Genomic DNA, 25,649 nt, shown 5'->3' on the forward strand with positions numbered 1-25,649 from the left:
TTTTCTCTCCTTTTGGGTAGCTTTCAGTTAAACTCGGGTATCCTCAAACAGTGCCGTGCGTGTATCTTTATCGTTCAGCATTTTTTTCCAAGGATCTGTAACCTGAGCTAAGGCAAAATCAATCCGCGCAGCCAATTCTTTACGGTTCGCTTCATTTTCCAAGATGGCCGTCTGAATACTCTCAAGACCCATCCGCTCCACCCACTCGGAAGTTCTTTCCAGGTAATTCCCAGTTTCGCGGTAGTATTGCATCACAGCAGAGCACACTTCAACGAGTTCCTCATCTGTTTTTACTTTGCAGAAGGAGTCCGCGATACGCGGTTTGATTCCGCCGTTACCCCCGATGAATACTTCCCAACCGCCGTCATTGCCGACGATACCGATATCCTTCGTGCATGATTCTGCACAGTTACGAGGACAACCGTTAACAGCCATTTTGAATTTAGCAGGGAAATCAAGACGCTCATACTTGCGCTCCATAAGAGCACCCATCCCCATTGAATCTTGTGTACCGAAGCGGCAGAACTGTGACCCTACACAAGTCTTAACCGTACGAAGGGATTTCGCATAGGCATAACCAGATGGCATATCCAGTTCTTCCCATACTTTCGGAACATCCTCTTTCTTCACGCCGATCAGATCCAGACGCTGACCCCCGGTTACCTTAACAACCTTTACATCATACTTCAGTGAGACTTCAGCAATCTTCATCAAGTCTTCAGGTGTTGTAACCCCGCCATACATCCGCGGTACAACCGTAAAGGTGCCGTCCTTCTGAATATTCGCGCCCATCCGTTCATTAACAAAACGTGATTCTTTCTCATCTTCATAAGTGTCGGGGTAGATCATGCCTAGATAGTAGTTGACCGCCGGGCGGCATTTAGAGCAGCCTTCCTCTTGTTTCCAGCCCAGTACGTTCATCACTTCTTTAGTTGTTTTTAATCCTTTTGCTGTAATCTCAGCCACGATCTCATCACGGCTTAATGAAGTACAACTGCAAATCCCTTGTTTCGCGCCTTGCTGAAAGCTGTCACCAAGTACGAATTGAAGGATTTGTTCCACAACCGGTTTACAACCCCCGCAAGATCGCGTAGCTCCGGTGCAAGCTTTAATTTCGTCCACTGTTGTAAAACCATTTTCGGTTACAGCATCTACGATCGCCTTTTTGGTAACTCCGTTGCAGCCGCAGACGATTTCTTCATCTGACATGGCTTCTACGGACATCCCTTTCTTGGCTTCACCACCGCTGCAGCTGGTACCCATAACTTCTGCATAGATTTCATCCGTCATTTCTGACCCTTGCTTAACAAGCTTTTGCAGACTGGCTGATTCGGTCACATCCCCGAACAAGACCGCTCCGACGATGATGTTATTTTTGAGCAATATTTTCTTGTACGTTTTCTTCCAATCATCCTTGGCTGAGATCACTGTATGTTCAGAAGTTTCCATGAACTCACCGGCTGAGAATACATCCACACCGGATATTTTTAATTTCGTGGACATCACAGAGCCTTCATACGGCTTCGTGTCCACTCCACATAAGTGTTTAGCTAATACCATTCCCTGCTCGAAAAGCGGAGCAACCAATCCGTAACATACTCCGCGATGTTCCGTACATTCACCAACGGAATATACATTGTCCATCGAGGTTTGCAGATAATCATTAACAATGATTCCGCGGTTGAATGTAATGTTGCTGTCTTTGGCTACCGCTATATTCGGTTTGATTCCAACAGCCATTACAACGAAATCAGCTTCAAGTTCACTTCCATCACTGAACAGCAATCCATTTACCCGCTGAGTCCCTGTCAATTCAACCGTTTGTTTGCCCATGGCAAACTTCACACCTTGTCGTGTAAGTTCCGCCTGCAGCATCGAGGATGCGTTGCGATCAAGTTGACGCTCCATCAAATCTTCCATCAAATGAACAACCGTTACGTCCATTCCCAGGTTAACGAGACCTTTTGCAGCTTCAAGACCAAGCAACCCGCCGCCTATAACAGCAGCCTTCTTATACAGCTTGGCCGCTTCTAGCATAGCATCACAGTCTGCGATATCACGGAAGCCTACTACACCTTCTTTATCGCATCCAGGAACAGGTAGGATAAAGGAGTTAGAACCAGTTGCAATAATTACTTTATCGTAAGGAACCGCCATTCCGCTATCTGTTATAACCTGTTTATGGGTTTCATCAACGTGAGTTACGGTCATTCCAGTGTGTAAAGTAATGTTGTTGTCCTTATACCAATTTAGGTCATTCAAAATAATATCATCTACTGTTTTACTGCCTTCAAGAACGTATGACAGCATGATCCGGTTATAGTTAGGGTGGGGCTCACTTCCAAAGACGGTTATATCATAAGTACCGCCAAGCTTTAAAATCTGCTCGATGGTGCCTATACCTGCCATACCGTTGCCGACCAATACTAACTTTTCTCTCTTATCTGCCATTGTAAAATCCTCCTTAAAGCTTCTGTGTAAACTCTTATATCGGTATTATCGTTTAAAATTTGAAGGGTCATTGTGATTACAATCACAATAGGTGTGAATCTTTTCACAACATTTCGTGACAAAACATACTAAATTGTTGCTAAAACACAAATAGCCAGATTCCTTTGTGAATTTCGGAAATCTGGCATTCTATGATTATTTTTTAATGATTATCGTAAATTTAGAACAATCTCTACTTCATCCTGCGGACGGAGCTTCATATCCATACCGTTCTCCATTAGCAGTTTCCCATTTACCTTGACCTTCCAGACTTCATCCGTTAGAGGTGTATATTCATTAACCGTTAGGATACTTTTATTGTTCTCGGAGAGCTGCACCAATTCGCTGTTCTTCAATAAACTCCTAACAGAGGAATCCGCTATAAATGGCAGTACATACGAATGTGTCATCTCCGGGTGATCACTTGCCCCATTCAAAAATAAAACTACGGATTCAACGGAATCTATATTGCCCTTCGGCACAGCTATCAATTTAATATGATCTGTCCGATCTACGGCATGATCCCAATCCTCATAGTCGAGCGGCTCTTCACCGACCTGAAGTTCCCACTTCAACTCGGGATCTAGGGACACATCAGTTACCGAGATTATACTTTTCCCATCCTCTGCAAATACAACGATTCCGCTATTCCTTAGCAGCTCCCGCAGAGTAATGCCTTTCTTGTAGGCTCCGCTGAGTGGTTTGTCCGCACTTCCGTTGAATTCACTGTCTCCCGCAAAGAATGAAAGAAAAGGGCCGTTAGCAGCTGCCTCTGTATAACTGCCTTCCGCTTTTGAGTCTAAGATCGTAGAGCATCCGCCTGCTGACATTAAAATAATTAACCCTAGCAATCCGCGCAATATAAGCTTCGTGGACATTTGCCGCACCGCCTTATCCCGTCTGATGATTAATATCTACTACAAGGATAACGCAAGCAGGCCACCTTCTCAAATAAACCTTGCGGAGACCTGTCACAGGCTCAAAAAAGAGAGCCCCTGTTCGCAGGACTCTCTAAACTTGCTGTAATTACTGGTATCTAGGGAACAGGATATTATTCTCTAAATGAACATGCTCAAAAGTCATGCCTTCCAGCTCCTCGAGCCGCGCATAGGTCAAACGATAGGTTGTGCAAGCATGACCCGGTGGCGTGAAGTCATTGGTAATCAAGCGCATCTGTTTCAAAATATCACCTGCTGCATCATGCTCATCTTCCAGATCATGAAGAGCCTCACGAACTTCTGTCAAAGCCGATTCACTAGGGTTAGCAATATAGTTAAGAATCTTAGGAAATTCACTTTCTTCTTCTTTGGTTGTATGTTGAAGGAGTTCTTCCTTGAGTGTGTTAAACAACGTGTACAACTCTGCCAAGTGGGGGGAATCCTCACCATGGACACGGAACACCTTAGTTACATTTTGACCGATCGAGGGCAGCTCTTCACGCAGGAAACGGTGGTGTTTGTTCACAATATGGGAGATAAGCTCATCCGAAGGTGCTGTGTTCCATACCATGTCTTCTTCAAGTACAGGATATTCTTCCAGCAATTTATACAAATCACCTATTACAGCTTCCGGGTCTAAACCGCGCTCACTAACTGCTTCTCCTAGTGGTTTTACTCCGCCACAGCAGAAGTCAATCTTGTTCGCTTTGAAATAATCAGCGGATTTAGGGAACTGCAATACGATATCTCTCACCATTGCTTCATTATTAAATAAAGGTTGTTTAGTAGCCATTAGGGTTCCTCCTTGGGTTGTTGGATCAGGTTTATTTCTTCTACCTTTCCACCTTACCCCTGAAAGGAATACCCCCTTGTGATTATAATCACTGAAATTAAATCTCTTTATTGAACAAAGGCCTCCATATATGTCCGCTTACCCTCAGAATCTTTTAAATAAGGACCCAAACCGGAAAACTGGGCTTGGTTAACATATACACCTGTCATCCATCTTCCTTCCGTCAAGCCGCCCTCCCACTGAAGAACTAAATGCGGAGCGGATATCCATTCCTGATACACCTGTATATTGCTGCCATCATACTCTTTAAAAGGTTTGGAAAGCTCTCTAAAACGAACATCGCTAATATAAGTGGGTACAAAATAAGCTGCAATCGTCTCTAATTCCTCACCGTCAAATAAGGTTTCTCCACCCAGAAAAGGATGAAACAACAGCGTTTTCTCGAAAATTGACCATATAGTGGCCTGCAGCAACATACTTTGTCTTCTACCGTTATGGAATTTGTAAGCTCTCTGGCTAAGTAGTTTGTCATGATCCTGATGGAAGTCGTTTGATTCCAAGCAATGCCGTTCACAGCCTATGCATTTCCAGCCGGACGGGCCTTGTATCCATTTCTGAAATACAGTCCCGCTATCGTTATCACCTTTGTATAGGGATGAAATGATCTCGTAAGGAACTCCAATCCAGGCATCCCATAAAAAATCCGGAAGATGGCTGTGAAGCATATGCAGCGCCTTGTCGTAAATTAGTTGGACTTTGACGGAAGCCTCCTCCAACTCGGCAGCATCCTTTTTTCCATACGTAATCTCCCGTGAAAACAGAGTAGTTCTCATCTTCCTCGCCTCCTGAAAGTTTTGCTTGGCAAAACCCAATTTAGTAAGCGCTTCCATTGTGGGCAGAGTGGCGGTTTTTTCTATTATATTACATACCTGCCGGTAGAGTGCAAGTTTTTAATAAATAAAATTTAAGAAGATACGACTTTGCCGTCCTCAATGGGATGGATGTGTATCCCTTTCTCGTTAAAATTCAAAAAAACCTCTTCCCTTTAAGGGGAGGAGGTTTACCTGTTGCTGACGGGAACTACTTCACCCAAGATTCTGCCCAGGATTGAATTTGCTTCATAACAGGTTCCAATGCACGGCCTTTGTCTGTCAATTCATATTCAATGCGTACCGGTGTCTCAGGATACACATGACGAACTAGAATACCTTCACTTTCCAAATCCTTCATCCGCTCAGACAGCATCTTATCACTCATCGTGGGGATTAGACCGGAAATATCTTTAAACCGCTTCGGTCCGCTCATCAACGTCTGAATAATAAGGCCATTCCATCGTTTGCCTAGAAAGGAGAAAGCCGTTTCAAATCTGGGACACATCGTGCTCACATGATGTTCTTCCATTTTTCTCACCTCTCACTAAGTGAAAACTTACATTTAGTTAGTATATATAATTTTAACACATTTTAAACCTGTTGAACATCGTTTACCAAAAAAAGTTCTTATACTCTATCTATTATATCCTTACTGTCAATCCCCTTTTTCCTGTGCCGGGACCCTCTGTGAAATGGCTTCTGTAACCACATAAGCTAAGTCATCATTGTTATAAAGCGAAAGGACACCGAGAACAGTATCATCGGAAATAAATCCTGACTCTTCCTCGGAAACCGTCAATTCCAACGCTTTGCGAAGAGGCTCGTTACCGGCCTGCTGCGGGTAAGCTTGTAGATATAATGCTTCCGGATCCAGACTATTATTTACGCACCACTGCGCAAAAACAAGAATCATCATTTCTTCATCCCGTTTGTAGCTTTCTACGATCTTTTCTTCCATTGATTTATGGTAATCGTCCATGTTGTCTACCCTCCTTCAGTCCGTAAGCTCCGCAGCAAGTATGTGACTAGGTAGTACTGCAGCGGCGGAAATCACGCATTGCTCCGGTGTATGGATGTTTTTTAAAAAATGGTCCACTACGCCGCTGAATCCTCTTCGTTCAAGAATGGTATCCCAGCTGCCAAAACCCTGGTTACGCGGCAGAGCACCCTGCTCATACAATACGGCGCGTTCCATATCGACTACCTCAACTGATCTTCCGTTACCGTGAAGTTCCAGCTTCTCCAGATCGGCCCCAGCCTCACGAAACATGCTGTACATTCCAATAGCACCGTTCGCCCAGCTCAGCATGCCAGATGCTTGCAGCAGCCGTCCCTCATCATTGCTCTGTAGATTACCCCGAAGCAGCTCATAATCTCCACCACACAGCCAAAGGAGCAAATCCAGCATATGGATCAAGTCATCATGCACCGTCTCACGACTGCTCCCCTTTTGCAGCTTGGTACGATGCTTTATAGCGCTGCAATGGCTAATGCCGCCGTTCTTCTCTAGCCAAGCTTTGGCAGCTGCATACATAGGGGCAAAGCGTCGGTTGAAACCGACTGCCAGAAGAAGTTCCTTTTCTTGCGCAAGCTCAACTAACCGCTTAGATTCCTCCAAATGGTAGGATAATGGCTTATCCACATAAACTGCAACGCCATGATTCAGGCATTTCGATACAATATCAAAATGGGTAGGCGTTGGGCTATGCACAAACACTGCATCTAAATCCCAGGACAATAGCTCGTCCAAATCAGTAGTTCCCTTAGGAAAGCGGTACGAGCTTACTGTACCCTGAACGGTAGCCGGTGAATGACTAAGCACACCCACGATCTCCGCCTCATCGTGACGCGACAGCAACGGCAGATAAACCTTCCGGGCAATGTCTCCAAGTCCAATCAGGGCAATTCTTTTTCGATGTTGATCCTTCATTATAAACATCACCTCGTAGCCTCGGAGTATGTATCACGTCTTCACTCTTCTAGCTATTATACCTTGTCGAAGCAATGTCGAGAAATGATCTTTGCTTCTATTGTTCGCTTTTTTTCAGTATGATGAAGTGAAATACTCCTAAGGGGCATACTAAGATGAGAAAATGGTTGCTGGCTATCCTGTATGTGTTGGGGATGGGCGCCGCGTTTATTTACAGAGAATCAATACTTGACTGGATGAGACAGGATCATAGCTTGGTCCTAACTTTTTTGGCAGCTACTATACTGGCCCTATTTCCAGTCGTCCCTTATAAAGTGGTCATAGGCTTGTTCGGATATGTATACGGCAGTGTGGGCGGTGCTGCACTTTGCTGGGGGGCCACAACATTTGCCGCGGCTCTAATGTTCGTCTGTGTTAAATATTTATTCAAGGAGAGTGCAAAAAGGTTTCTCACCTCCACACCGGCCCTTGATAAGTTTACGACCGCTGTAGAGAAGCGGCCTTTCGCTTCCGTTGTATTAGCACGGCTAATTCCGATAATTCCTCAGGCAGCGGTTAACATTTATGCCGGTGCAGCCGGCCTGCCCTTCGGGAGCTTTCTACTTGCTACAGCTATAGGCAAAATTCCGGGTATCGCGTTATTTTCTTTTCTGGGGGACAATCTTTTCCAGCATCCGCTGAGTGCTGTAGCTGCGATAGTGATCTATATTTCCGTTCTCGGACTTTCCTGGATAGTTTTGCGTACTGGATTTATTTGAATTATAATTAAATTGTGATCTATTTAATTGCATTTCGTTATCGGAGGGATATCAATGAGTGATAATCATACGGATAAACAAGAGATCCGGACCGAAAAAGCAACATTCGCGGGTGGATGTTTTTGGTGCATGGTATCGCCGTTTGAGGAGCTTCCTGGCATTATTGAGGTAGCCTCCGGTTATACAGGTGGACATACAGCGAATCCTACCTACGAAGAGGTTTGCTCTGAAACCACGGGGCATGTGGAGGCGGTACAAATCACCTTCAACCCTGAAATATTCCCTTACAAGAAGCTGTTGGAGCTCTTCTGGCAGCAGATTGATCCTACAGATGAGGGGGGGCAGTTCTATGACCGCGGGACTTCCTATGGAACAGCAATATTCACACATAGTGAAGAGCAGGAACAGCAGGCACTGGCTTCTAAGGCGGAACTGCAGGAGAGCGGCCGCTTCGATAAACCTATCGTAACTCCAATTCTGCCGGCGAAGACGTTTTACCGTGCAGAGGAATATCACCAAGGATATCATCACAAAAATCCGGGTCATTACAAGCGATACCGTAAAGGCTCCGGCCGGGATTCCTTCATTGAGAGCCACTGGTCACATCAAGAAGACAAGGAAAGCTTGAAAAAGCGACTCACTCCGCTGCAATACGAAGTCACACAAAACAATGCCACGGAGTCCCCTTTCCGCAACGATTTCTGGGATCATCACGGGGATGGCATCTATGTAGATATTGTATCGGGCGAGCCGCTGTTCAGTTCATTAGATAAATATGATTCCGGCTGTGGCTGGCCAAGCTTTACCCGGCCGATCCGTGATTATTCTGTCAAAGAAAAATCCGACACCAGCCATTTGATGGTTCGCACAGAGGTACGCAGTAAAGTAGCTGATTCCCATCTGGGCCACGTATTCAATGATGGCCCCGAGGAGAATGGTCTTCGCTACTGCATCAACTCCGCAGCACTTCGGTTTGTCCCCAAGGAAGAACTGGATAACGAAGGGTATGGAGAGTATCGAACACTCTTCCAGCAGGTTTAAAGACTAGACCAATAATTAAGGGTATCCCGCAGTCAAACTAGACTGTTGGATACCCTTCTTAGTTACCTAAATTTGTGTATGAGAAGTACCTCCCCAGGTATCCGCTACAAATACGGCAAATCGTCTACCTACATCGTTTTCAATATATATAGTTGCACAATGTACACTTATATTTCTCCCTTAGCACACTTTAGGTTGTTTAATTGCACTTTATACACTTATTTTTTGGTATTCCGGGGTTTAACCGGCATATTCATATTTTTAGTTGCACAAAGTACATCTATCCATACATCTGAGCGCCAAAAGCTAGAAATACGTGTATAAAATACATCTATTTCACGGACTACGTCCGAGTTTTCGGTAGGCTCAAGAAGTTTGTGCCGTGTAAGTGGTCTTCAGCTCCTAGATATACCTCAAAAATAGCGGGTGAAATCCCTCTATGCCATAACGGATTTCTGTCCTTCTCGTCACCTGTCATGCACTGATTTTGGTGTTGAGCCGAATAACCTTATGGTTTATCCTCTGCCTCTGGCTGCTCCTTCTCTGGAACTCGATTAGTCACAGTAACGTTACGGTTCTGCTCCTCTAAAGGACGCTGACGGTTTCGCGCTGTTTTACGATACCAGAGTACTATAGCCAAAATCACCACTCCAGCAATTAAGATCGGCAAGGCTGCTGCCAATATAATTACAAGCCACTGGAACATAGTGGAGATGACGTTCAAACTGCCGTTAAGCGCATCGGAGGCCCGGTCGAGTAAAGGGCCTTGCTCTTTTTCTTTCTGAAGCGTAATACCCTCATCCGTCTGATACAGACGGAGCTCTACGGTTGAGAAGGACACGTTCTGATCAATATAACGCATTCTGCCTTTAATTTGTTCGATGGACTCCTGAATGGAGCCGAGTTCATTAGCAAATGCGACCAGATCGTTAGATTTCGTAGCTTTTTTCATAAATTCGATGTATTGGGCTTCCATAAGCTGTTTTGCTTTAAGACGAGACCCTAGATCCACATACTCTTCCGATACGTCTTTGCCCTCAATGTTTCTTTGTAGAGATTCGTTCTTAATCTTCTCCAGATTGTTCAGGAAGGAGGAGAAACCGGAAGCGGGAACTTTTAGAATGAAGGTACCTCCCTGTTCCGCCTTGGACATATTCTCCGTAAAACCGATAATATAGCCTTGCGCTAAAGTGATCATATTTCGCACTTCACTTTGGGCCTTAGCATAATCTTTGACTTCCATTGTAAGATTTGCGCGGTAAATCAATTTTTTATTCAAGCCTGCAACCACGTCGTTTCCTGTAAAGCCTACACTTGTATCATTTACCTCAATTGCAGTAGTCGTAGAGGTATTTGAATCTTGGCTGCCGTCCGCGCCTGAATCTTCTTTAGTAGCACTTGCAGGAGCTTCTTGGGATGTGGATGCTTGATTTACGGTTGCTACATTAGAAGTTTCGGAATTCGCCATTGGCGCCGCCGCAGAATTTGATGCGCCCTTGGCAGAATTATTGTTGCCAGAACCGCACCCTGTCAATGTAATCATAAGTACTAATAAACAAATAGAATACTGACCCCACTTTTTCATTACTTTTCCCCCTTAGCTGGAATAACTAGCCAACATGCATAATACCATTCCATACTGCCGGACTATCTCTGATATTTATATTAATACCGGCCATTGATTATTAGACGTTTCCAGTAGTTGGAAGGTTGCACTGACTCCCATGAAAAATACCCTCGATTCATAATGAATGAGGGTATTCTCGATTGAACAAGCTCCACCTTGTTCAACGGCTATTTATTTATGCTGTCCATTCACTGCAGGGAGGTGAACCCTCATGGCAAAAGACTTGTTTTTAAGAAGATTCCTTCTATCTTTATCCATTTTATCAAGAGTGAGAACTATTATCAAGTGCTAAATACGAACCGCCTTTTTCTTTTCTCTCGCTATAGCAGCGGCCTCCACCATATTACGGAGTGCTCCCTCTGTCTCCTCCCAGCCCCGAGTCTTAAGTCCGCAATCCGGATTAATCCAGAACTGCTCCGGCTTAAGAGCGAGTAGCGCTCGGTTAATATTAGAGGTCATTTCTTCAACGGTAGGTATCCGAGGACTGTGAATATCGTAAACACCCAGACCGATGCCTTTATCATACGCCTGCTCTTCGAAGCTTGCGATTAATTCCCCATGGCTGCGGGAAGTTTCAATCGAAATGACATCTGCATCCATAGCAGAGATTGAATCAATCATGTCATTGAATTCGGCATAGCACATATGCGTATGGATTTGTGTAGTATCTTTAACGTGATTAGTGGAAATACGAAACGCCTTTACTGCCCAGTCCAAATAGTTTTGATGGTCCCTGGTTTTAAGGGGAAGTCCTTCACGAATTGCCGGTTCATCCACTTGAATCATCTCTATACCCGCATTTTCAAGCACTTGAACTTCTTGGCGCAGTGCCAATGCAATCTGATTCGCTACTTCTTCACGGCTTAGATCATCTCGAACGAATGACCAATTCAGGATGGTAACAGGTCCTGTGAGCATACCTTTAACCGGCAGCTTCGTTAGCGATTGAGCATATACGCTTTCTTTTACCGTCATAGGCTCAATAAAAGCAACGTCGGCATAAATCACAGGGGGCTTTACACAACGGGAACCGTACGATTGAACCCAACCATTTCGGGTGAACAGATATCCGCCCAGTTTTTCCCCGAAGAACTCCACCATATCCGTCCGCTCAAATTCCCCATGGACCAATACATCCAGACCCAGCTTCTCTTGGAAGGCAATTGCAGCCTCAATCTGTTCGCGAATAAATAAGTCATAGCGATCCTGCTTCCATACACCCTTGCGCCATTTCAAACGGGCTTGTCTTACCTCTGGCGTTTGCGGGAAACTACCGATAGTTGTAGTTGGAAGCAACGGCAGCTGCCATTTCTGCTGCTGGATGTGTACTCTTTCTGCAAAAGGAACCGTACGTCTGTCCGGAAGATCCTTCAGACCGCGGACCTGCTCTGCTACATCCTGGAGTCCACGTTCCGGCAAGGCTCGGAAAGCAGCAAGGGCATCACGGCTGGCTTGAAGTGCCGTGGCAACCGACTCCACCTGATCATTCACAATCGCTGCTCCAATAAGGCTTAATTCTGCCAACTTCTCGTTAGCAAAAGCCAACGCCTGTTTTACAACTCCCTTCAGCTTATCCTCTCCCTGAACGGTAACAGGAACATGAAGCAGACTGCTGGAAGGCTGTAATATTAATTGATCAAGGCCCACAAAAGCCGTTAGCTTCTCAATCAGCTGAAGCTTGGCGTCCAGATCAGAGCGCCAGATGTTACGACCATCGATAATGCCCGCGCCTAACCATTTGTCTTTAGGCCAGCCGAGAAGGCTGATCGACTCTAAATTTCCCCCTCCGTCATGCACAAAGTCCAGACCGAGACCGGCAACCGGCAGTTGAAGCAATTCATGCAGCGGCTCGGCCGCTTCGAAATACGTCTGCAGCATAATCTTCAATCCCGGTACAGCGTCTGCAATCGATTGGTAAAGGTGCTTCAGCAGGACGATATCTCCAGAAGTCAGTCCAGTAACTATCGCGGGTTCATCCACTTGCACCCACTCTACCCCTTCCTCTTCCAGTTCTTTCAGGAGCTGAATGTAGACAGGCAGGAAGCGATCGGCAATCTCAGCTAACTTCGAGGACGGAAAGCCTTTAGAAAGCTTCAAAAAGGTGTAAAGTCCCACAATGACCGGCTTGCCTTCAATGCCTGCTTGAGATTTAGCGAAGCGATAAGCGGCTAGAGGTTTGTTCTCCGTTAATTGCGGCTGCTGTTCACCAATCTCAGGCACAATGTAATGGTAATTGGTGTTGAACCATTTTGTCATTTCACAAGCCGTTGCACTCTCATTTCCGCGGGCCATTGCGAAATATAGATCAAGATCAACTGCTCCACCCGTATAGTCATACCGATCTGGTATGATGCCGAACATTACAGCTGTATCTAACATATGGTCATAGAAAGTAAAATCATTTACCGGAATTAGTTCAATCCCGGCTTCCTGTTGGGTCCGTAAGTGACCAAGCTGTATAGAAGCCATTTCAGCCCGAAAACTTTCCTCACTAATACTGCGGGACCAGAAAGCCTCAAGCGCCTGCTTCCATTCCCGATTTTTGCCGATTCTTGGATAACCGAGATTGCTTAATTTAACTTTATGCGTCATATGTAGCGCTCCTTTTATACCTATTTGTAAATCAAAATACCGGAAATTCAATGTTCATAACCTCAACCCAAGAAACAAAAAGGGCGTCTTTCCCTAAAAAAGCTTAAGGGAAAGACGCCCATGATATTCTGATGAATAGCGTCTAACACCTCCCTATCTCCCGTAGGTAAAGCAGTGCTGTCGAAACAGGCAGGTCTCCTGGCTATCGGCGTCAACATCCTTAAGCAGTCTTCCCGGCAGTAGTAATCTGCCAGTGACAATCGTTGCTAAGAACTCTTCCGTTACAGTGGCGGGACCGCGTCGGCTTTACACCGAACTTCCCTATTAAGCTAACCGGAACTACTAATCTTCCGGCAAGCACCTGTTTCCGTTATTAAATTTTACTTCGGGTTATCAATCTAAGGTTTATGTTACTTTAAAACCAAGTAATCCGCAATAGATTATATGGAATACCTATTATAATAAATATTTATATATTAAATATTATGAACTTAAGAATTTCTATAGTGGTGACACTCGTAACTGCGGTGAATGTTTGGACTTCCGGCCGCGGTTGATATCCGGATACAAAGGCGGACGCATACGCTCCTACAGTTCCAAAATTCCCCTTCGTTACTTCTGCCTTTTTATTAGGTTCTATACATATTAGACATTTTTAAAAAATCACCAGATATAAGACCCCGGCAAGCACAATTCGGTATATGGCGAAAGGAAGCAGCTTAATTTTATTAATTAGCTTCAGGAAAAAGCGCATCGACAGTAGCGCGAACAAAAAAGCACTGATAAACCCGGCGATAAAGAAAGGTAAAGCGTCCACCGTAAAGTACTGCCAGTTCTTGATCAAGGAAATCAAGCTTGCTCCTGCCATAATCGGAACGGCCATGATAAAGGTGAAATCTGCAGCGGCGCGATGACTCATTCCCAGCAGGACACCTCCGGATATGGTAGATCCCGAGCGCGAGAAGCCAGGCCACAGCGAGAAGCATTGGATAAAGCCCACGGTTAACGCCTGTCTATAAGTAATTTGATCAACACTTTGTACCGTTACCTTCTTCGGTGCGAACAAATCTGCGGCAATCATGAACAGAGCCCCTATGACAAGACCAATGAGTACGGTTGAGGTAGAAAATAAATGCTCATCTATGTAGTCCTCGAATAGTAAACCCAGCAAACCTGCGGGTATTAATCCAACAATTACCTGTGTTAGCTTTAGTCGACCCATAGTCTCTACAGAGGGTTGTCCCTCAGCTTCTACTTGCAGTTGCTTACGACTGAAACGTTTCAAGCCAAGCAAATCAATAAATCGATTCCGAAAAATAATTACCACCGCCAAAATGGATCCAAGCTGAATCACTACTTTGAAGGTATTGGCTGTGTATTTTCCGAGAAAATCCTGTGACTTCAGCCACATGTCATCCACAATAATCATATGACCCGTGGAGGATACCGGAGCAAATTCAGTTAATCCTTCGACAATGCCTAGAATAATTGCTTTTATAATCGTTAGCAGTTCCATACCCTTCCCCCCTAGGTTATAAATTTTCATCATTAATATATGTAAACTTATGCGGCTATTTCTGAAACTTGCACTTAACTTACATTTTTTCACGCTAAAAAAGCCGCCCACCGATACTCCGGTGCAACGGCTTCGACAATAACGATTTACTTATCTGCCATCCAGCAGATTACCTAAGCCTCCAAGAATACTGCCTTCCTCTTTCCTGCCCGAACTACCGGCAGCTGACAGAATACGATCGGCCATCCGGCTAAACGGCAGGGATTGTACCCAGACCTTGCCCGGTCCGCGCAGCGTTGCGAAGAATAACCCCTCACCGCCGAATACCGCTGTCTTTATTCCTTTTACCATTTCGATGTTATAGTCTACGGATGAGGTCATGGCTACAAGACAGCCCGTATCCAGCTTAATGGTCTCTCCGGGCTGCAGTGTTCTTTCCAGAACATAACCGCCGGAATGCACGAAGGAAAGGCCGTCACCCTCCAGCTTCTGCATGATAAAGCCCTCGCCACCGAAGAACCCTGCGCCCAGCTTGCGCTGGAATTCGATTCCGATGGAGACACCTTTAGCTGCACAAAGGAAGGAATCCTTTTGACAGATTATTTTACCGCCGTATTGCTGCAGATCAAGCGGAATGATTTTGCCGGGATACGGTGCTGCAAAGGTTACAGCTTTACGTCCGTAAGACCCTGCATGTGTGAACACAGTCATGAACAGGCTTTCTCCTGTAAGCAGCCGCTTACCCGCACCCATCAGCTTGCCCATCAACCCACCTCCGCGTGAAGCCCCGCTGCCATCCCCAAAGATCGTCTCCATCGTAATCTCCGGGTCCATCATCATGAAACTCCCTGCTTCAGCTATCACACTCTCACCGGGATCCAGCTGTACCTCCACACATTGTATTTCTTCACCCATAATCACATAATCAATTTCGTGAGCACTCATATCCGGGCATCCTCCTTCGTCTTGACAATCTTTGTCTGAAAATATATACGCTTAGATTAATCTATGGTTTCACTGATCGCGAAGGTAGAGAATTCTCACAAAAAAAGGCCAGCCAAATTTCGGCTGACCTTAATGTAGAACATCCCTGGTTAAGGGTAATTGACTGATTGTTGATATCACTTCACATTACTGTACTTCCTGCGGCTTGCCCAGCACGGGCTGAATCTTCGGCATCTTCTGCAGTTTTGGTCTGCCTAGAGAGGTTGTAAACGTAATGACATAGCCAGCAACAACGACTGCCATTCCGGTATACAATGTTTCTTTCAGAGGCATATAAAAAAGCGATAATGCCAGAACGATTACATCCATCAGAATAAATACGGTTCCTACCTTGATTCCCTTCCATTCACTGATCAGCAGTGACAAAATATCGTCTCCGCCGCTCGCTCCGCCTCCGCGGAGTACCATTCCTGCTCCTAGACCAGTAAGTACACCAGACAACAGTGCCGCAACCGGCAAATTGTTCTGCAAATGAATGACCCATCCGGAATACCGTTCCATCAGTCCGTAGAAGATAGTAAAGGCCCCTACTGAAACAAATGTATTACATACGAACGTTTTCCCTTTGAAGAACCAAGCAATTAGGAGTACTGGAATGTCTAAAATCAGGATCGAAAGTGAAGGGGAAATCCCTAACACATATTTGCCGAGCAGGGACAAACCAACGAATCCGCCCTCGGTCAAATGGTTTTGATAATTAATGTGATAATAAGTAAATGCAAGCAGCAATGTTCCGGACAAAATGACTGACATTCGGAGCAGTAAATTTATTACTCCATTGTTGTGTTTCCTCATACAGGTCTCCCCTTATCGTATATGGCGGCTAGACGTCCCACCAACCTCTACGACGGGGTATACCAGAGGCGTTGCTCCTTCGCATACAATACTCCTTCCCTCGCAGAGGCGGTTTCGTCAATTAACGGTTCGCACCTTCTACAGGGAAGCTAAGTATAAGATAGATCATAACGTTTCCAAATCGTCCTTTGGGGAATCGTCCTTCGGGGACACATGGTATCCTGATCCTTTCTGTAATTTGATAAGTTCTGATTAGATTATACCACGGAGACAGCTTTCTCAAAACACCCATCTTCAGAAAAGATCGTATTAATCCGTATTCCGTAGCAAACGGTTGACGGTTTCACGCCGGACACCGATTAATTGTCCAATCTCTTCCTGTGTCAGGAGATCCGTCAACATGGCCCCATGAGTATACTCATTAAGCCAACGGGTCAGCAGTCCCAGTCGTTCACCCGGTGTTCCCACTGTCAGGTGGTCGAGTCGAGTCTGCATGAACCGCACCTTCTCCTGAAGCAGCATCGCAATTTCCAATGCTTTACCCGGTTCCTCTCGTAGCTGCCGATACCATTCCGCAGCCGGAATAATCTCCACCTCGCTTCTCATTAGCGCTATAGCTGTACCATGAGCTTCCTTTGGTGAAATGAGTGAATGATGGGGAACCGTCTCGCCGGGATACAGAATATTAAACAGAACCATATTCCCGTTCTCATGAAGTCTTGTTACCTTGAACAGGCCGCTCTTGACCTGATACAACGTCTGACAGCTGTCGCCTTGCCGGAACAAGAACTCTCCCTTGTGCAGTATCATCTCGCCTACTCCTTTACCCATGTGAATTATTTATATTACGAATTATACAAAAATAAACCCACAAAAGGGAGTTAATCTGTTAATTAAGCAAAAAGCTGCCGGATATCAAGACCTCACAGGTCTAGAAATACGGCAGCTACGCATTTATGATGACTTACATGTTTTTGAGAATATCAATGATCTCTTGCTTGCTTCCTGCATCTAGCAAGGACTGGCGGAAATCATCATGGATCAGCTTACGGGACAGAGCAACCAGAATCTGTAGATGCTCGTTACCGACATTTTCCTTCGGCACAGCAATCAGGAATACAATAGATACCGGGGTTTCGTCCAAGGAGTCCCAATCTGTAGGTCCAGCCATGCGAGCAACAGCTAGTCCTGGCTTGATTACACCTGTGGATTTACCATGAGGAATGGCAACTCCAAATCCAATACCGGTTGAACCCGTAGCTTCACGAGCGAGTACATCACTTACATATTGCGCGCCGTCTGTTACCGAACCGGATAGCTTAAGACCTTCTGTCATTCTTGTTATAACTTCTTCCTTAGTGCCCACTTCTAAAGGCAGGATTACTGTATCTTCTGTTAGTAGTTCATGAATATTCAATTACATTCAGCTCCTATCACAATGATGTTGTTTTTTTCTTGAAGAGGTTTACGAGCAGCGCAGTTACAACGGTTCCGATTGCAATCGCAATCAAGTACATGAATACCGGACTAATTGCATTTGGAACCAGGAGAACGAAAATACCACCATGTGGGGCGCGCAGCGTTACGTCAAACACCATCGACAATGCCCCTGTCAAACCAGATCCGATCATAAAGGCAGGTATAATACGGAGCGGATCCGCAGCCCCAAACGGAATGGCACCTTCAGTAATAAAGGAGAGACCGAGAATGGAAGCAACTTTTCCTGCTTCGCGTTCTTCTTTCGTGAATTTCTTAGGAGCCAGAACAGTTGCCAACCAAATACCTAGAGGTGGAGTCATACCGGCAGCCATAACTGCGGCCATAGGTCCATAAACTCCACTTCCCAGAAGACCAACAGCGAACGTGTAAGCAATCTTGTTAAAAGGTCCACCCATATCAAGCGCCATCATTCCGCCCAGAATAGCACCCAGCATAATTTTATTACCCGAACCGATATCTTCCAACCAAACAGTCAACGCATCCATAAGTGATTTGATCGGTGTGCCAATAACATATACCATTAAGAGTCCGACAACAAGTACTGAGAGGAATGGAACAATCAGCATCGGTTTAAGGCCTTCCATTGAACGCGGTAACTTAATATTCTTAATGAGCCATTTAGAAACATAACCTGCCAGGAAACCAGCTAGAATGCCACCAAGGAAACCCGCGCCTAATTGAGTGGACAACATCCCTCCGACAAGACCTGAAGCGAGTGCTGGCCTACCTCCGATGGAGAAGGCAATAAATGCCGCCAGAATCGGCACCATTAGACCCATTGCCGCGCCGCCAATCTTAAGAAGGTTGGCTAGAAAAGTTCCCTCAGCCGGGTTAAGTTTAAAGAAAGATATCGCGATTAGCAATCCTCCGGCTACGACCAACGGCAGCATGTGGGATACACCTGTCATCAAATGTTTGTAGAATACAGGTTGTTTGCGCTTACCATCACTGCCTTCAGCAGCCTGAGCTTGAGGTGCAGCAGTTCCCGCCGATGCTTGCAGAGCAAGAGCTTGCTCGATTAGTTGACCCGGGATCTTGATACCCTGAGCAACAGCAACCTTCACAATAGGCTTGCCGGCGAAGCGTGCTTCATCTACATCAGTATCTGCAGCAATGATAATAGCGTGGGCCTCGGCGATTTCAGCTGCGGTTAATTCATTTTCCACCCCTACTGCGCCGCGTGTTTCTACTTTAATCGGAACATTTTTTTCTCCAGCTGCTTTTTGCAAAGACTCTGCTGCCATATACGTATGGGCAATTCCCGTAGGACATGCTGTTACCGCTAATAGCTTTTTCATTGTTTATTCCCCCAGTATGCTTAGTGTTACTTCGTTGTATTAACCTTCAATTCTTGTAATTCCCACATCATTCAGGCGTTCTTCAACTTCTTCAGAACGGCAGACTTGAGTTCCCGGTTTCGATGCGGTCACACTTCCTGCTGCTGTCGCCCAGCGCAATGTTTCTTCCATTCCCCGTCCATGCAGCAGACTTGATGCAATAGCTGCAACCATGGAATCACCGGCACCTACGGTGCTCTCCGGTTTAATGCGGAATGGACGTGCCCGTACGGCTTCATCCTTACTGACTGCCAGACTACCTTCTCCGCCCATCGAGACAATGACCCATTCGATGCCTTGGGCCGTCAGTTTACGGGCCGCTTCAATAATCTCACCATCGCTTTCAAGGGTGACACCCAGCAATTGTTCTAATTCATGGATGTTCGGTTTAATAACCTCCGGACAGGCCAGCAGACCATATCTTAAAGCATCTCCGTCCGCATCCAGAATGGTCTTAACTCCCTTGCTCTTGGCAGCCTTGATCAGCAAAGCGTACTCGGCATGCTCTATTCCTGGCGGGACACTCCCACCTAATACTAGAATGGAGGCCTTATCCAGATGATTCTCTAAAGTCTTCTGAAAGAGAGTTCTTTCTTGAGGGGAGACAACACCTCCGCGCTCATTAATCTCCGTTGTTACCTGAACTGTACTATCCACAACTTTCAGATTCATTCTTGTCTCTGTTGCAGTTTCTGTGAAGGAATGATTAATCCCCTCACGTTCCAGACCCTCAAGAATCAGCTTTCCATTATGACCACCCATAAAACCAACTGCTGTTACATTCTCATTAAACCCTTTCAATACTTTGGCTACATTTATGCCCTTGCCGCCAGCATCGATTCGAATGTCATCCACACGATTTAACCCGCCAACTTCCAAACCCTCAACGGTTACCGTTTTGTCCAAAGCTGGATTCAGGGTGACTGTGATGACTAATTTACTCATGGTAACCTCCTCCGCTTCAAGCCAGCGTTACATTCACGCCCATTTCTATAATGTTCCGTACAAAATCTTCCGAAGTTTCCGAATCGAAAATACATTGATCCATCTCCGCCAAATCAGCTACCTTACAAAAGGATACTTGACCGATCTTACTGTGGTCGGCGACAAGCACAACCTGCTTCGCTACGCTGATCATTTTGCGCTTCGTAGCCGCTTCCAGCATATTCGGCGTGGTAATACCTTCCCGTAAATCCATGCCGTTAGTTCCTAGAAACGCTTTATCTACTCTCACCATTTCCAGTGAACGTTCCGTCATCGGTCCTACGAAAGCCATTGTATCCTGACGAAGCATACCTCCCGTAATGGATACTTCGATATTGCGGCAATCCTTCAGCTCGTTCAGCACCATGATGGAGTTCGTAATCACTTTAATATCAGAGAACGTCTTCAATTCTCTAGCAATTTGCAGTGTTGTAGTACCTCCATCCAACAGAATGGCATCGCCAGCTTTGATCATTTCCACAGCCTTGCGGGCAATTCGCAGCTTCTCATCCAGAAATCGGTCTTCCTTATCCGAAATAGCTGCTTCAAAGTTAACACTCTGCAAGGATACTGCGCCGCCGTGGGTTCGCTTCAATAATCTAGCTTCCTCCAGCTCCTTCAAATCCCTGCGAACAGTAGACTCCGATACACCCATCTCTTGACTAAGTTCCTGGACCGATCCTCTAGAATGCTTTTCTACAAACTGCACGATACTTCTTTTTCTTTCTTCTTCAAATAGCATCGTGACTCACTCCTTAAAATTGATACGCAGCCGACAATTATTCTACCTCTTTATCTATAGCTCACATGATCGTTTACTTGATCATTTAGATTCAATATGATGACCGTTAGTGATCATTTGTGCTCACTTATGAGTTTAACAGCGTTTTCATAGTCTGTAAAGCGCTTTTTTTATAAAAAAAATACCTATCCGCTTTACCGCGAATAGATATCTTCAACACTGTTATAATTTGTATTATTCCGCATATTTATACCTTTCTTTATTAGCCTTATCTGTAATTAATGTAGTAAAAGTAAAGGTTAATTCCTTACCATCATCCGCTTGTAAACGCAGCATGCGAGAGAGTACATAGGGGTCATTTGGATCAGCTCTATCCCATTCTTTACGATTCTCTACGGGAATAAGCGTCTGCGTTAAATTCTCGCTTGTACCTTTAATTAGGTTCATGGCGACAAGGGCGGTAGTAGAGGTTGAACGCACTAACAATATCTTAGGGGTAGCGTATTCTACAAGGAACGGTCCTTTGTTCTCCGTACTCTTCTCTAATTCGTAAAGCTTGCCGAGTGTACCGTCTTGATTAATGTATTGGACGTTCAATCCGTCCGTCATATAGATTTGCGTAGAAGAAATTTTCGAACCGTATTGATCCTTAAAATATTGGCCGACATAATGATACTCCATCTGCTTTACCACTGTATCTTTTGATATGAGCGCCTGATAGCTGTTGTCAAACTCATTGAACATTGAAATGTATCGCGAATGTAATAGAACTAAATCCGTGTCCTTTGATACCTGCTTAATACTCAGAGATCCGGATGTACGGGGCTTAATCGGAAACTTTGAGAGCATTTCGGGCTTAGCCGATGTCGGCAGCATGCGGTAGAGTTCTCCACTTTCCTGTGAGACCCAATAGGTTCGCCCTGCTTTGGACAGAGAAACAAATCTTGGCTTGTCTACTATTTGTAGATTCCCGCTTTCTTTTTCAAACAAAGGTGTAGCTCCTAATGCCCTGACCATAGATACCAGTGGTACATGCGCTGTATTCTTGATGATTCGTATGCTGTTACTAAGACTAACAGACTTTCCGTTAACTACTCCGGACTTAGAACCCATTTGAAATTTAGCCTGTTGTCCAGGACGAATTAATGTAATTGAACGTGTAGCCGCTTCAAATGTGAGATTAAAGCTCATATCTGAGGCCAGTTTTTTTAGCGGGACCCAAGTGGTTCCGTTTATGACGATTGCGCTATTGCTCATAGTGGTGTACAAATAGTTGATCCAAATCGTCTGATGCCCTGCAGCTTCCACCGTCCCCACAAATAAGAATACAGCTGCAAGCATCACAACAAGACTCCTTGTCAACCTTATAAATCCCTTCATTACCCTTTTCCCCCTTGATTATCCAATACTTATTAGACGATAATACGCCGGAAAAGTTGCTGCCCTAAATTCTGTACCAAGTGCCTATTCAAGATTGCGGGTTCTTACATATTTTAATATTAGATATTCTTTGGAAAAGCGGGTGAAAGAGGGATGGCCACTAAGAATAATGGCAATGAGGAAAAACAGGAAGAGCTTAGTGCTGAGGATTATGCCATCATTGGCGCCGGTCTGACTGCTTTAGGCGACTTTTTTTCTTTTTTGGCACTCGTTAAGGCGAAGGAAATTGTCAAGGAAACCGGGGCCGACCCCGGGGTAGTTCCACTTGTCTATATCGGCTCGAAAAAAAGGAAGAGACGTTGAATTCCAGCCTCCATTAAACAGACTGCAAAGGAATAGCATGATGCTTATTGAATAATGAGCTGATCTGCTGGCTCAACTCCTTATTTTCAAGAGCGACAATCAAGATAATATTCTCGAGGGCAGCATGCTTGGCGTAGCCTACGGCATCCTCTTTGGGAATACCTAATCCCATGAGTCCTACGGCTAGTCCCTCTCCCTGTATAATAGACTCATCTAATTCTGCTCCTGCCAGCTTATGTGCGGCGGGTCCCGCAGCGACAGCGGTCTCAGGCAGCATACCCAGTCCTGTGCCAATCCCTCTGGCAGTACCGAACACCCCATCGTTGCCGATCCCCACATCAGATTTGCCAATGCCCGTGTCATGACTAATTTGATCTACTATTTTTTTTTGCTTCGTCACCACCGATATTTTCTTGAGTTTGATTCCAAGGTCCTTCAAGTCCTCTATCGCAAGCGATACATCCGTTGCATGTCCAAATATTCCTACTATTAATACAGTCACTGTGCATCCCTCCTAATAATGCGATATTAACCGCCTGGGCCATTGATTGAACCGAAATTTTAGCTAAGAGATTCCAATATGAATCAATAAGACCTAATTAGGTTATAAAGATAGAGTTAAGACAATACATACTTGCCGATAGGTTAGTTCATACTAGGAGGTGCTGCTGATGCTTCAACATAAATATTTTCGGACAAGCTTTGCGATTATTACTTTTCTATTGATTCTCTATTTAGGCTCCAAAGTGATGTTTATATTCACACCTTTGACTGCCATAATCCAGCTGCTCCTTGTCCCGATGATGCTGTCCGGTTTCATGTATTATCTAATGCGCCCGTTAGTAAGTTTTATGGAAAAAAGGAAGCTGAACCGCTCCCTCTCTATTTTGCTTCTTTATGTAGTGATGATCGGCCTGTTTGTCCTGTTTTGGGCGCTAGTATGGCCGACGCTAAGGGAGCAAATTCAGAACTTTATAGACAACACCCCTAAACTGGTTCAGGGACTTCAGGATCAGTTCAATACATTACAGAAGAGTCCTTTATTTTCACGCTTTTTTCCCGGTGAGTCTGACATGGCTTCACGACTTTCAGGATACTTGAACAATGCCATTAACTGGGTAACCAATTCAATGTCTAATCTGATCGGAGTGGTATCCAGTATCGTTGTGGTAATAGCTACACTTCCTATTATTCTATATTATATGCTTAAGGACGGGTATAAGCTGTCTCCCATCGTGCAGAGTCTGATTCCCAAAAAATATCGTAAAGAAGGGCAAGAAACTCTAAAAGATATCGATTCAGCTCTTAGCAGCTTTATCGTTACACGGGTCTTGCTTAATGTCATCCTTGGAGTGATTTTATATATCGGATTTCTTCTTATTGGACTGCCCTATTCGCTGCTTCTGGCTGTGATTTCTGTACCGCTTAACTTCATCCCTTATATAGGATCTTTATTAGCGGCAATCCCGGTGGTGATCGTGGCTTTTATCGAGTCTCCGACATTGGCGATTTGGTCAGTGGTGATTGTAGTGGTGGCTCAGCAAATTCAGGATAATGTGTTGTCTCCTATCATTTACGGGAAATCGTTGGACGTTCATCCGCTTACTACTGTACTGCTTGTATTGGTAGGCGGTGACTTTTACGGTCTCATCGGAGTACTGATTGCACTGCCGGTGTATATGATTGCCAAAATTATTTTCCTCCGAATCTATGAGATTATAGTCGCAGAAAGGGTCGAAGAGACACCCGGTGTTCAAAAAGAATTATAAAAAAGGACGGCGCCCTCCGAATGTGGAGTGTCAGCCGTCCTTTTGTGTGTTATCTGTCAAATGCTATACTCAACCCCTCAAGGAACGAACAACAAATAAATAAGTCCCTTTCATTAGACACTGTCCATCCTCCAAGGTCACTGAACCTCTTGTATGTGACACAATAGTTGTATTTAAGGCGATCAGTACCTCATCCTTCCACACGGTTACTGCAGACTTGAAATATATGGCATTATCAAACTGCTGCCGTTCTCTCATAACATATCCAACAGAATGAAGGACCGGCGGCAAGGCTCGTTCTTTAGGTGCTAAGGCTTTGATCCAAGCAATGTCACGAAAAGGTACCGCAATCTCCTGATGGCCAATCACTACCTGTCCGAGCGCTGCATCCCATTTACGCAGTACCCCCTTCATGATTCTGTAAGGCGGTTCGCCACAATACATAATTACAGGTCTGCCCACCCAGTGTTTCATTGCTTCACCTTCTTCCGATTATCAGAGAATTCCTAATTCCTATGTACTCTCTATAGCCCAATCAATACCTTTCAAACCCTGTGACTCCAAATACTGGTTAGTCTCCGAGAACGGACGGCTTCCCAGAAACCCACGATACGCCGACAACGGGCTTGGATGGGTGGATTGAATAATATGATGGCGGTTTTTAGTGAGGAATGAACCTTTTTTTTGCGCATGACTTCCCCACAACATAAACACCATCGGGATGTTGCGCTCATTCAACTTCTCCATAACAGCATCCGTAAATGTCTCCCAGCCAAGACTTTTATGGGAATTTGGTTGTCCTTGACGGACGGTAAGCACTGCATTCAGCAGAAGCACACCTTCCTGTGCCCAGTGAAGAAGGGAGCCGTGATTAGGAATGGATACCCCTAGGTCATCTTTCAGCTCCGTATATATATTGCGCAAGGATGGCGGAATCCGAACTCCTGGCATCACTGAGAAGCTAAGGCCATGGGCTTGCCCAGGTCCGTGATAGGGATCCTGACCCAAAATAACAACCCGGGTCTCCTGATAGGATGTCTCCTTGAAGGCGGAGAAGAGAAACTCTTGCGGAGGGTAGACTATCTGCTCCTTATATTCCCTACCCAAGGCAACCTGCAGGTTCTTAAAATAAGGTTTTTGGATTTCATTGTGTAATACCTTGTCCCAATCGTTGCCGAACATAGTCGGGTACTCCCCCTGCTGACTTAGTAGTATTC

25 protein-coding genes and 1 riboswitch are annotated in these 25,649 nt (G+C 45.1%); of the genes, 4 read left to right on the top strand and 21 right to left on the bottom strand.

All coding sequences use genetic code 11. The features are described 5' to 3' along the window. Positions 1 to 27 precede the first annotated feature (27 nt). From nirB to PWYN_RS25215, 7 genes are all read right to left on the bottom strand, one after another. Complete coding sequence (nirB, locus tag PWYN_RS25185) at positions 28 to 2,451, bottom strand: nitrite reductase large subunit NirB (protein ID WP_036657698.1); 2,424 nt, start codon at positions 2,449 to 2,451, stop codon at positions 28 to 30. Positions 2,452 to 2,660: 209 nt separating this feature from the next. Beyond that, entirely contained in the window at positions 2,661 to 3,368 is a 708-nt protein-coding gene (locus PWYN_RS25190; protein ID WP_036657701.1) for a hypothetical protein, read from the bottom strand. 148 nt (positions 3,369 to 3,516) lie between these two features. Then, the gene (gene ric, locus PWYN_RS25195; protein WP_036657705.1) at positions 3,517 to 4,221 is read right to left on the bottom strand and encodes an iron-sulfur cluster repair di-iron protein; all 705 of its coding nucleotides are present in this window, start codon (positions 4,219 to 4,221) and stop codon (positions 3,517 to 3,519) included. A 107-nt stretch (positions 4,222 to 4,328) separates the two neighbouring features. Further along, on the bottom strand, positions 4,329 to 5,054 hold the full coding sequence (locus PWYN_RS25200) for a hypothetical protein (protein WP_036657708.1): 726 nt from the start codon (positions 5,052 to 5,054) through the stop codon (positions 4,329 to 4,331). A 247-nt stretch (positions 5,055 to 5,301) separates the two neighbouring features. Further along, positions 5,302 to 5,622 carry a winged helix-turn-helix transcriptional regulator gene (locus tag PWYN_RS25205; RefSeq protein WP_036657719.1) on the bottom strand — a complete coding sequence of 107 codons (321 nt, stop codon included), beginning with the start codon at positions 5,620 to 5,622 and terminating at the stop codon, positions 5,302 to 5,304. Positions 5,623 to 5,748: 126 nt separating this feature from the next. Beyond that, complete coding sequence (locus PWYN_RS25210) at positions 5,749 to 6,072, bottom strand: hypothetical protein (protein ID WP_036657722.1); 324 nt, start codon at positions 6,070 to 6,072, stop codon at positions 5,749 to 5,751. 15 nt (positions 6,073 to 6,087) lie between these two features. Next, positions 6,088 to 7,023, bottom strand: a complete 936-nt coding sequence (locus tag PWYN_RS25215) for a Gfo/Idh/MocA family protein (RefSeq protein WP_036657723.1) — start codon at positions 7,021 to 7,023, stop codon at positions 6,088 to 6,090. A gap of 155 nt (positions 7,024 to 7,178) precedes the next feature. Between PWYN_RS25215 and PWYN_RS25220 the strand changes: the two genes are divergently transcribed. Together PWYN_RS25220 and msrA are read left to right on the top strand one after the other, a co-directional pair. Further along, on the top strand, positions 7,179 to 7,781 hold the full coding sequence (locus PWYN_RS25220; protein WP_036657724.1) for a TVP38/TMEM64 family protein: 603 nt from the start codon (positions 7,179 to 7,181) through the stop codon (positions 7,779 to 7,781). Positions 7,782 to 7,835: 54 nt separating this feature from the next. Beyond that, positions 7,836 to 8,822, top strand: coding sequence for a peptide-methionine (S)-S-oxide reductase MsrA (gene msrA, locus PWYN_RS25225; RefSeq protein WP_157261257.1), 987 nt, complete (start codon positions 7,836 to 7,838; stop codon positions 8,820 to 8,822). Between the two features lie 508 nt (positions 8,823 to 9,330). Here msrA and PWYN_RS25230 read toward each other — a convergent pair. The 11 genes from PWYN_RS25230 to PWYN_RS25280 all read right to left on the bottom strand — a co-directional run bounded on the left by PWYN_RS25230 (position 9,331) and on the right by PWYN_RS25280 (position 22,300). Continuing rightward, entirely contained in the window at positions 9,331 to 10,407 is a 1,077-nt protein-coding gene (locus tag PWYN_RS25230) for a DUF4349 domain-containing protein (RefSeq protein WP_052088396.1), read from the bottom strand. Between the two features lie 330 nt (positions 10,408 to 10,737). Beyond that, complete coding sequence (gene metE / locus PWYN_RS25235) at positions 10,738 to 13,041, bottom strand: 5-methyltetrahydropteroyltriglutamate--homocysteine S-methyltransferase (protein WP_036657725.1); 2,304 nt, start codon at positions 13,039 to 13,041, stop codon at positions 10,738 to 10,740. Between the two features lie 171 nt (positions 13,042 to 13,212). After that, a riboswitch (cobalamin riboswitch) is annotated at positions 13,213 to 13,421 on the bottom strand. 275 nt (positions 13,422 to 13,696) lie between these two features. Continuing rightward, positions 13,697 to 14,557 carry an undecaprenyl-diphosphate phosphatase gene (locus PWYN_RS25240; RefSeq protein ID WP_036657728.1) on the bottom strand — a complete coding sequence of 287 codons (861 nt, stop codon included), beginning with the start codon at positions 14,555 to 14,557 and terminating at the stop codon, positions 13,697 to 13,699. 150 nt (positions 14,558 to 14,707) lie between these two features. Then, positions 14,708 to 15,502, bottom strand: coding sequence for a TIGR00266 family protein (locus PWYN_RS25245; RefSeq protein WP_036657729.1), 795 nt, complete (start codon positions 15,500 to 15,502; stop codon positions 14,708 to 14,710). Positions 15,503 to 15,688: 186 nt separating this feature from the next. Next, entirely contained in the window at positions 15,689 to 16,357 is a 669-nt protein-coding gene (locus PWYN_RS25250; protein WP_036657730.1) for a YitT family protein, read from the bottom strand. 309 nt (positions 16,358 to 16,666) lie between these two features. Next, positions 16,667 to 17,167, bottom strand: coding sequence for a Crp/Fnr family transcriptional regulator (locus PWYN_RS25255; protein ID WP_036657740.1), 501 nt, complete (start codon positions 17,165 to 17,167; stop codon positions 16,667 to 16,669). A 154-nt stretch (positions 17,168 to 17,321) separates the two neighbouring features. After that, positions 17,322 to 17,774 carry a PTS sugar transporter subunit IIA gene (locus tag PWYN_RS25260; protein WP_036657744.1) on the bottom strand — a complete coding sequence of 151 codons (453 nt, stop codon included), beginning with the start codon at positions 17,772 to 17,774 and terminating at the stop codon, positions 17,322 to 17,324. A gap of 16 nt (positions 17,775 to 17,790) precedes the next feature. Further along, positions 17,791 to 19,155 (bottom strand): PTS fructose transporter subunit IIC, encoded by a 1,365-nt coding sequence (locus tag PWYN_RS25265; protein WP_036657747.1) that lies wholly within the window; start codon positions 19,153 to 19,155, stop codon positions 17,791 to 17,793. A gap of 39 nt (positions 19,156 to 19,194) precedes the next feature. Continuing rightward, on the bottom strand, positions 19,195 to 20,139 hold the full coding sequence (gene pfkB, locus PWYN_RS25270; protein ID WP_036657752.1) for a 1-phosphofructokinase: 945 nt from the start codon (positions 20,137 to 20,139) through the stop codon (positions 19,195 to 19,197). Between the two features lie 16 nt (positions 20,140 to 20,155). Next, positions 20,156 to 20,920: a DeoR/GlpR family DNA-binding transcription regulator gene (locus PWYN_RS25275; protein ID WP_036657753.1), complete on the bottom strand. Its 765-nt coding sequence runs from the start codon at positions 20,918 to 20,920 to the stop codon at positions 20,156 to 20,158. Positions 20,921 to 21,154: 234 nt separating this feature from the next. Continuing rightward, positions 21,155 to 22,300, bottom strand: coding sequence for a copper amine oxidase N-terminal domain-containing protein (locus PWYN_RS25280; RefSeq protein WP_036657757.1), 1,146 nt, complete (start codon positions 22,298 to 22,300; stop codon positions 21,155 to 21,157). 153 nt (positions 22,301 to 22,453) lie between these two features. On the opposite strand from PWYN_RS25280, the gene PWYN_RS25285 reads away from it, so the two are divergent. Continuing rightward, on the top strand, positions 22,454 to 22,663 hold the full coding sequence (locus PWYN_RS25285; RefSeq protein WP_036657758.1) for a hypothetical protein: 210 nt from the start codon (positions 22,454 to 22,456) through the stop codon (positions 22,661 to 22,663). A gap of 13 nt (positions 22,664 to 22,676) precedes the next feature. Here PWYN_RS25285 and PWYN_RS25290 read toward each other — a convergent pair whose 3' ends face one another. Then, positions 22,677 to 23,165 (bottom strand): hypothetical protein, encoded by a 489-nt coding sequence (locus PWYN_RS25290; RefSeq protein ID WP_052088398.1) that lies wholly within the window; start codon positions 23,163 to 23,165, stop codon positions 22,677 to 22,679. A 169-nt stretch (positions 23,166 to 23,334) separates the two neighbouring features. On the opposite strand from PWYN_RS25290, the gene PWYN_RS25295 reads away from it, so the two are divergent. Further along, the gene (locus PWYN_RS25295; protein ID WP_036657759.1) at positions 23,335 to 24,432 is read left to right on the top strand and encodes an AI-2E family transporter; all 1,098 of its coding nucleotides are present in this window, start codon (positions 23,335 to 23,337) and stop codon (positions 24,430 to 24,432) included. A gap of 69 nt (positions 24,433 to 24,501) precedes the next feature. Here the strand turns inward: PWYN_RS25295 and PWYN_RS25300 are convergent, their stop codons facing one another. Together PWYN_RS25300 and ung are read right to left on the bottom strand one after the other, a co-directional pair. Beyond that, positions 24,502 to 24,906, bottom strand: coding sequence for a hypothetical protein (locus PWYN_RS25300; RefSeq protein ID WP_036657761.1), 405 nt, complete (start codon positions 24,904 to 24,906; stop codon positions 24,502 to 24,504). A gap of 39 nt (positions 24,907 to 24,945) precedes the next feature. Continuing rightward, complete coding sequence (ung, locus tag PWYN_RS25305) at positions 24,946 to 25,614, bottom strand: uracil-DNA glycosylase (RefSeq protein WP_036657763.1); 669 nt, start codon at positions 25,612 to 25,614, stop codon at positions 24,946 to 24,948. Positions 25,615 to 25,649: the final 35 nt, after the last annotated feature.

The sequence above is a fragment of the Paenibacillus wynnii genome, from assembly GCF_000757885.1.
In the GTDB taxonomy this organism is placed as follows: Bacteria; Bacillota; Bacilli; order Paenibacillales; family Paenibacillaceae; genus Paenibacillus_AQ; species Paenibacillus_AQ wynnii.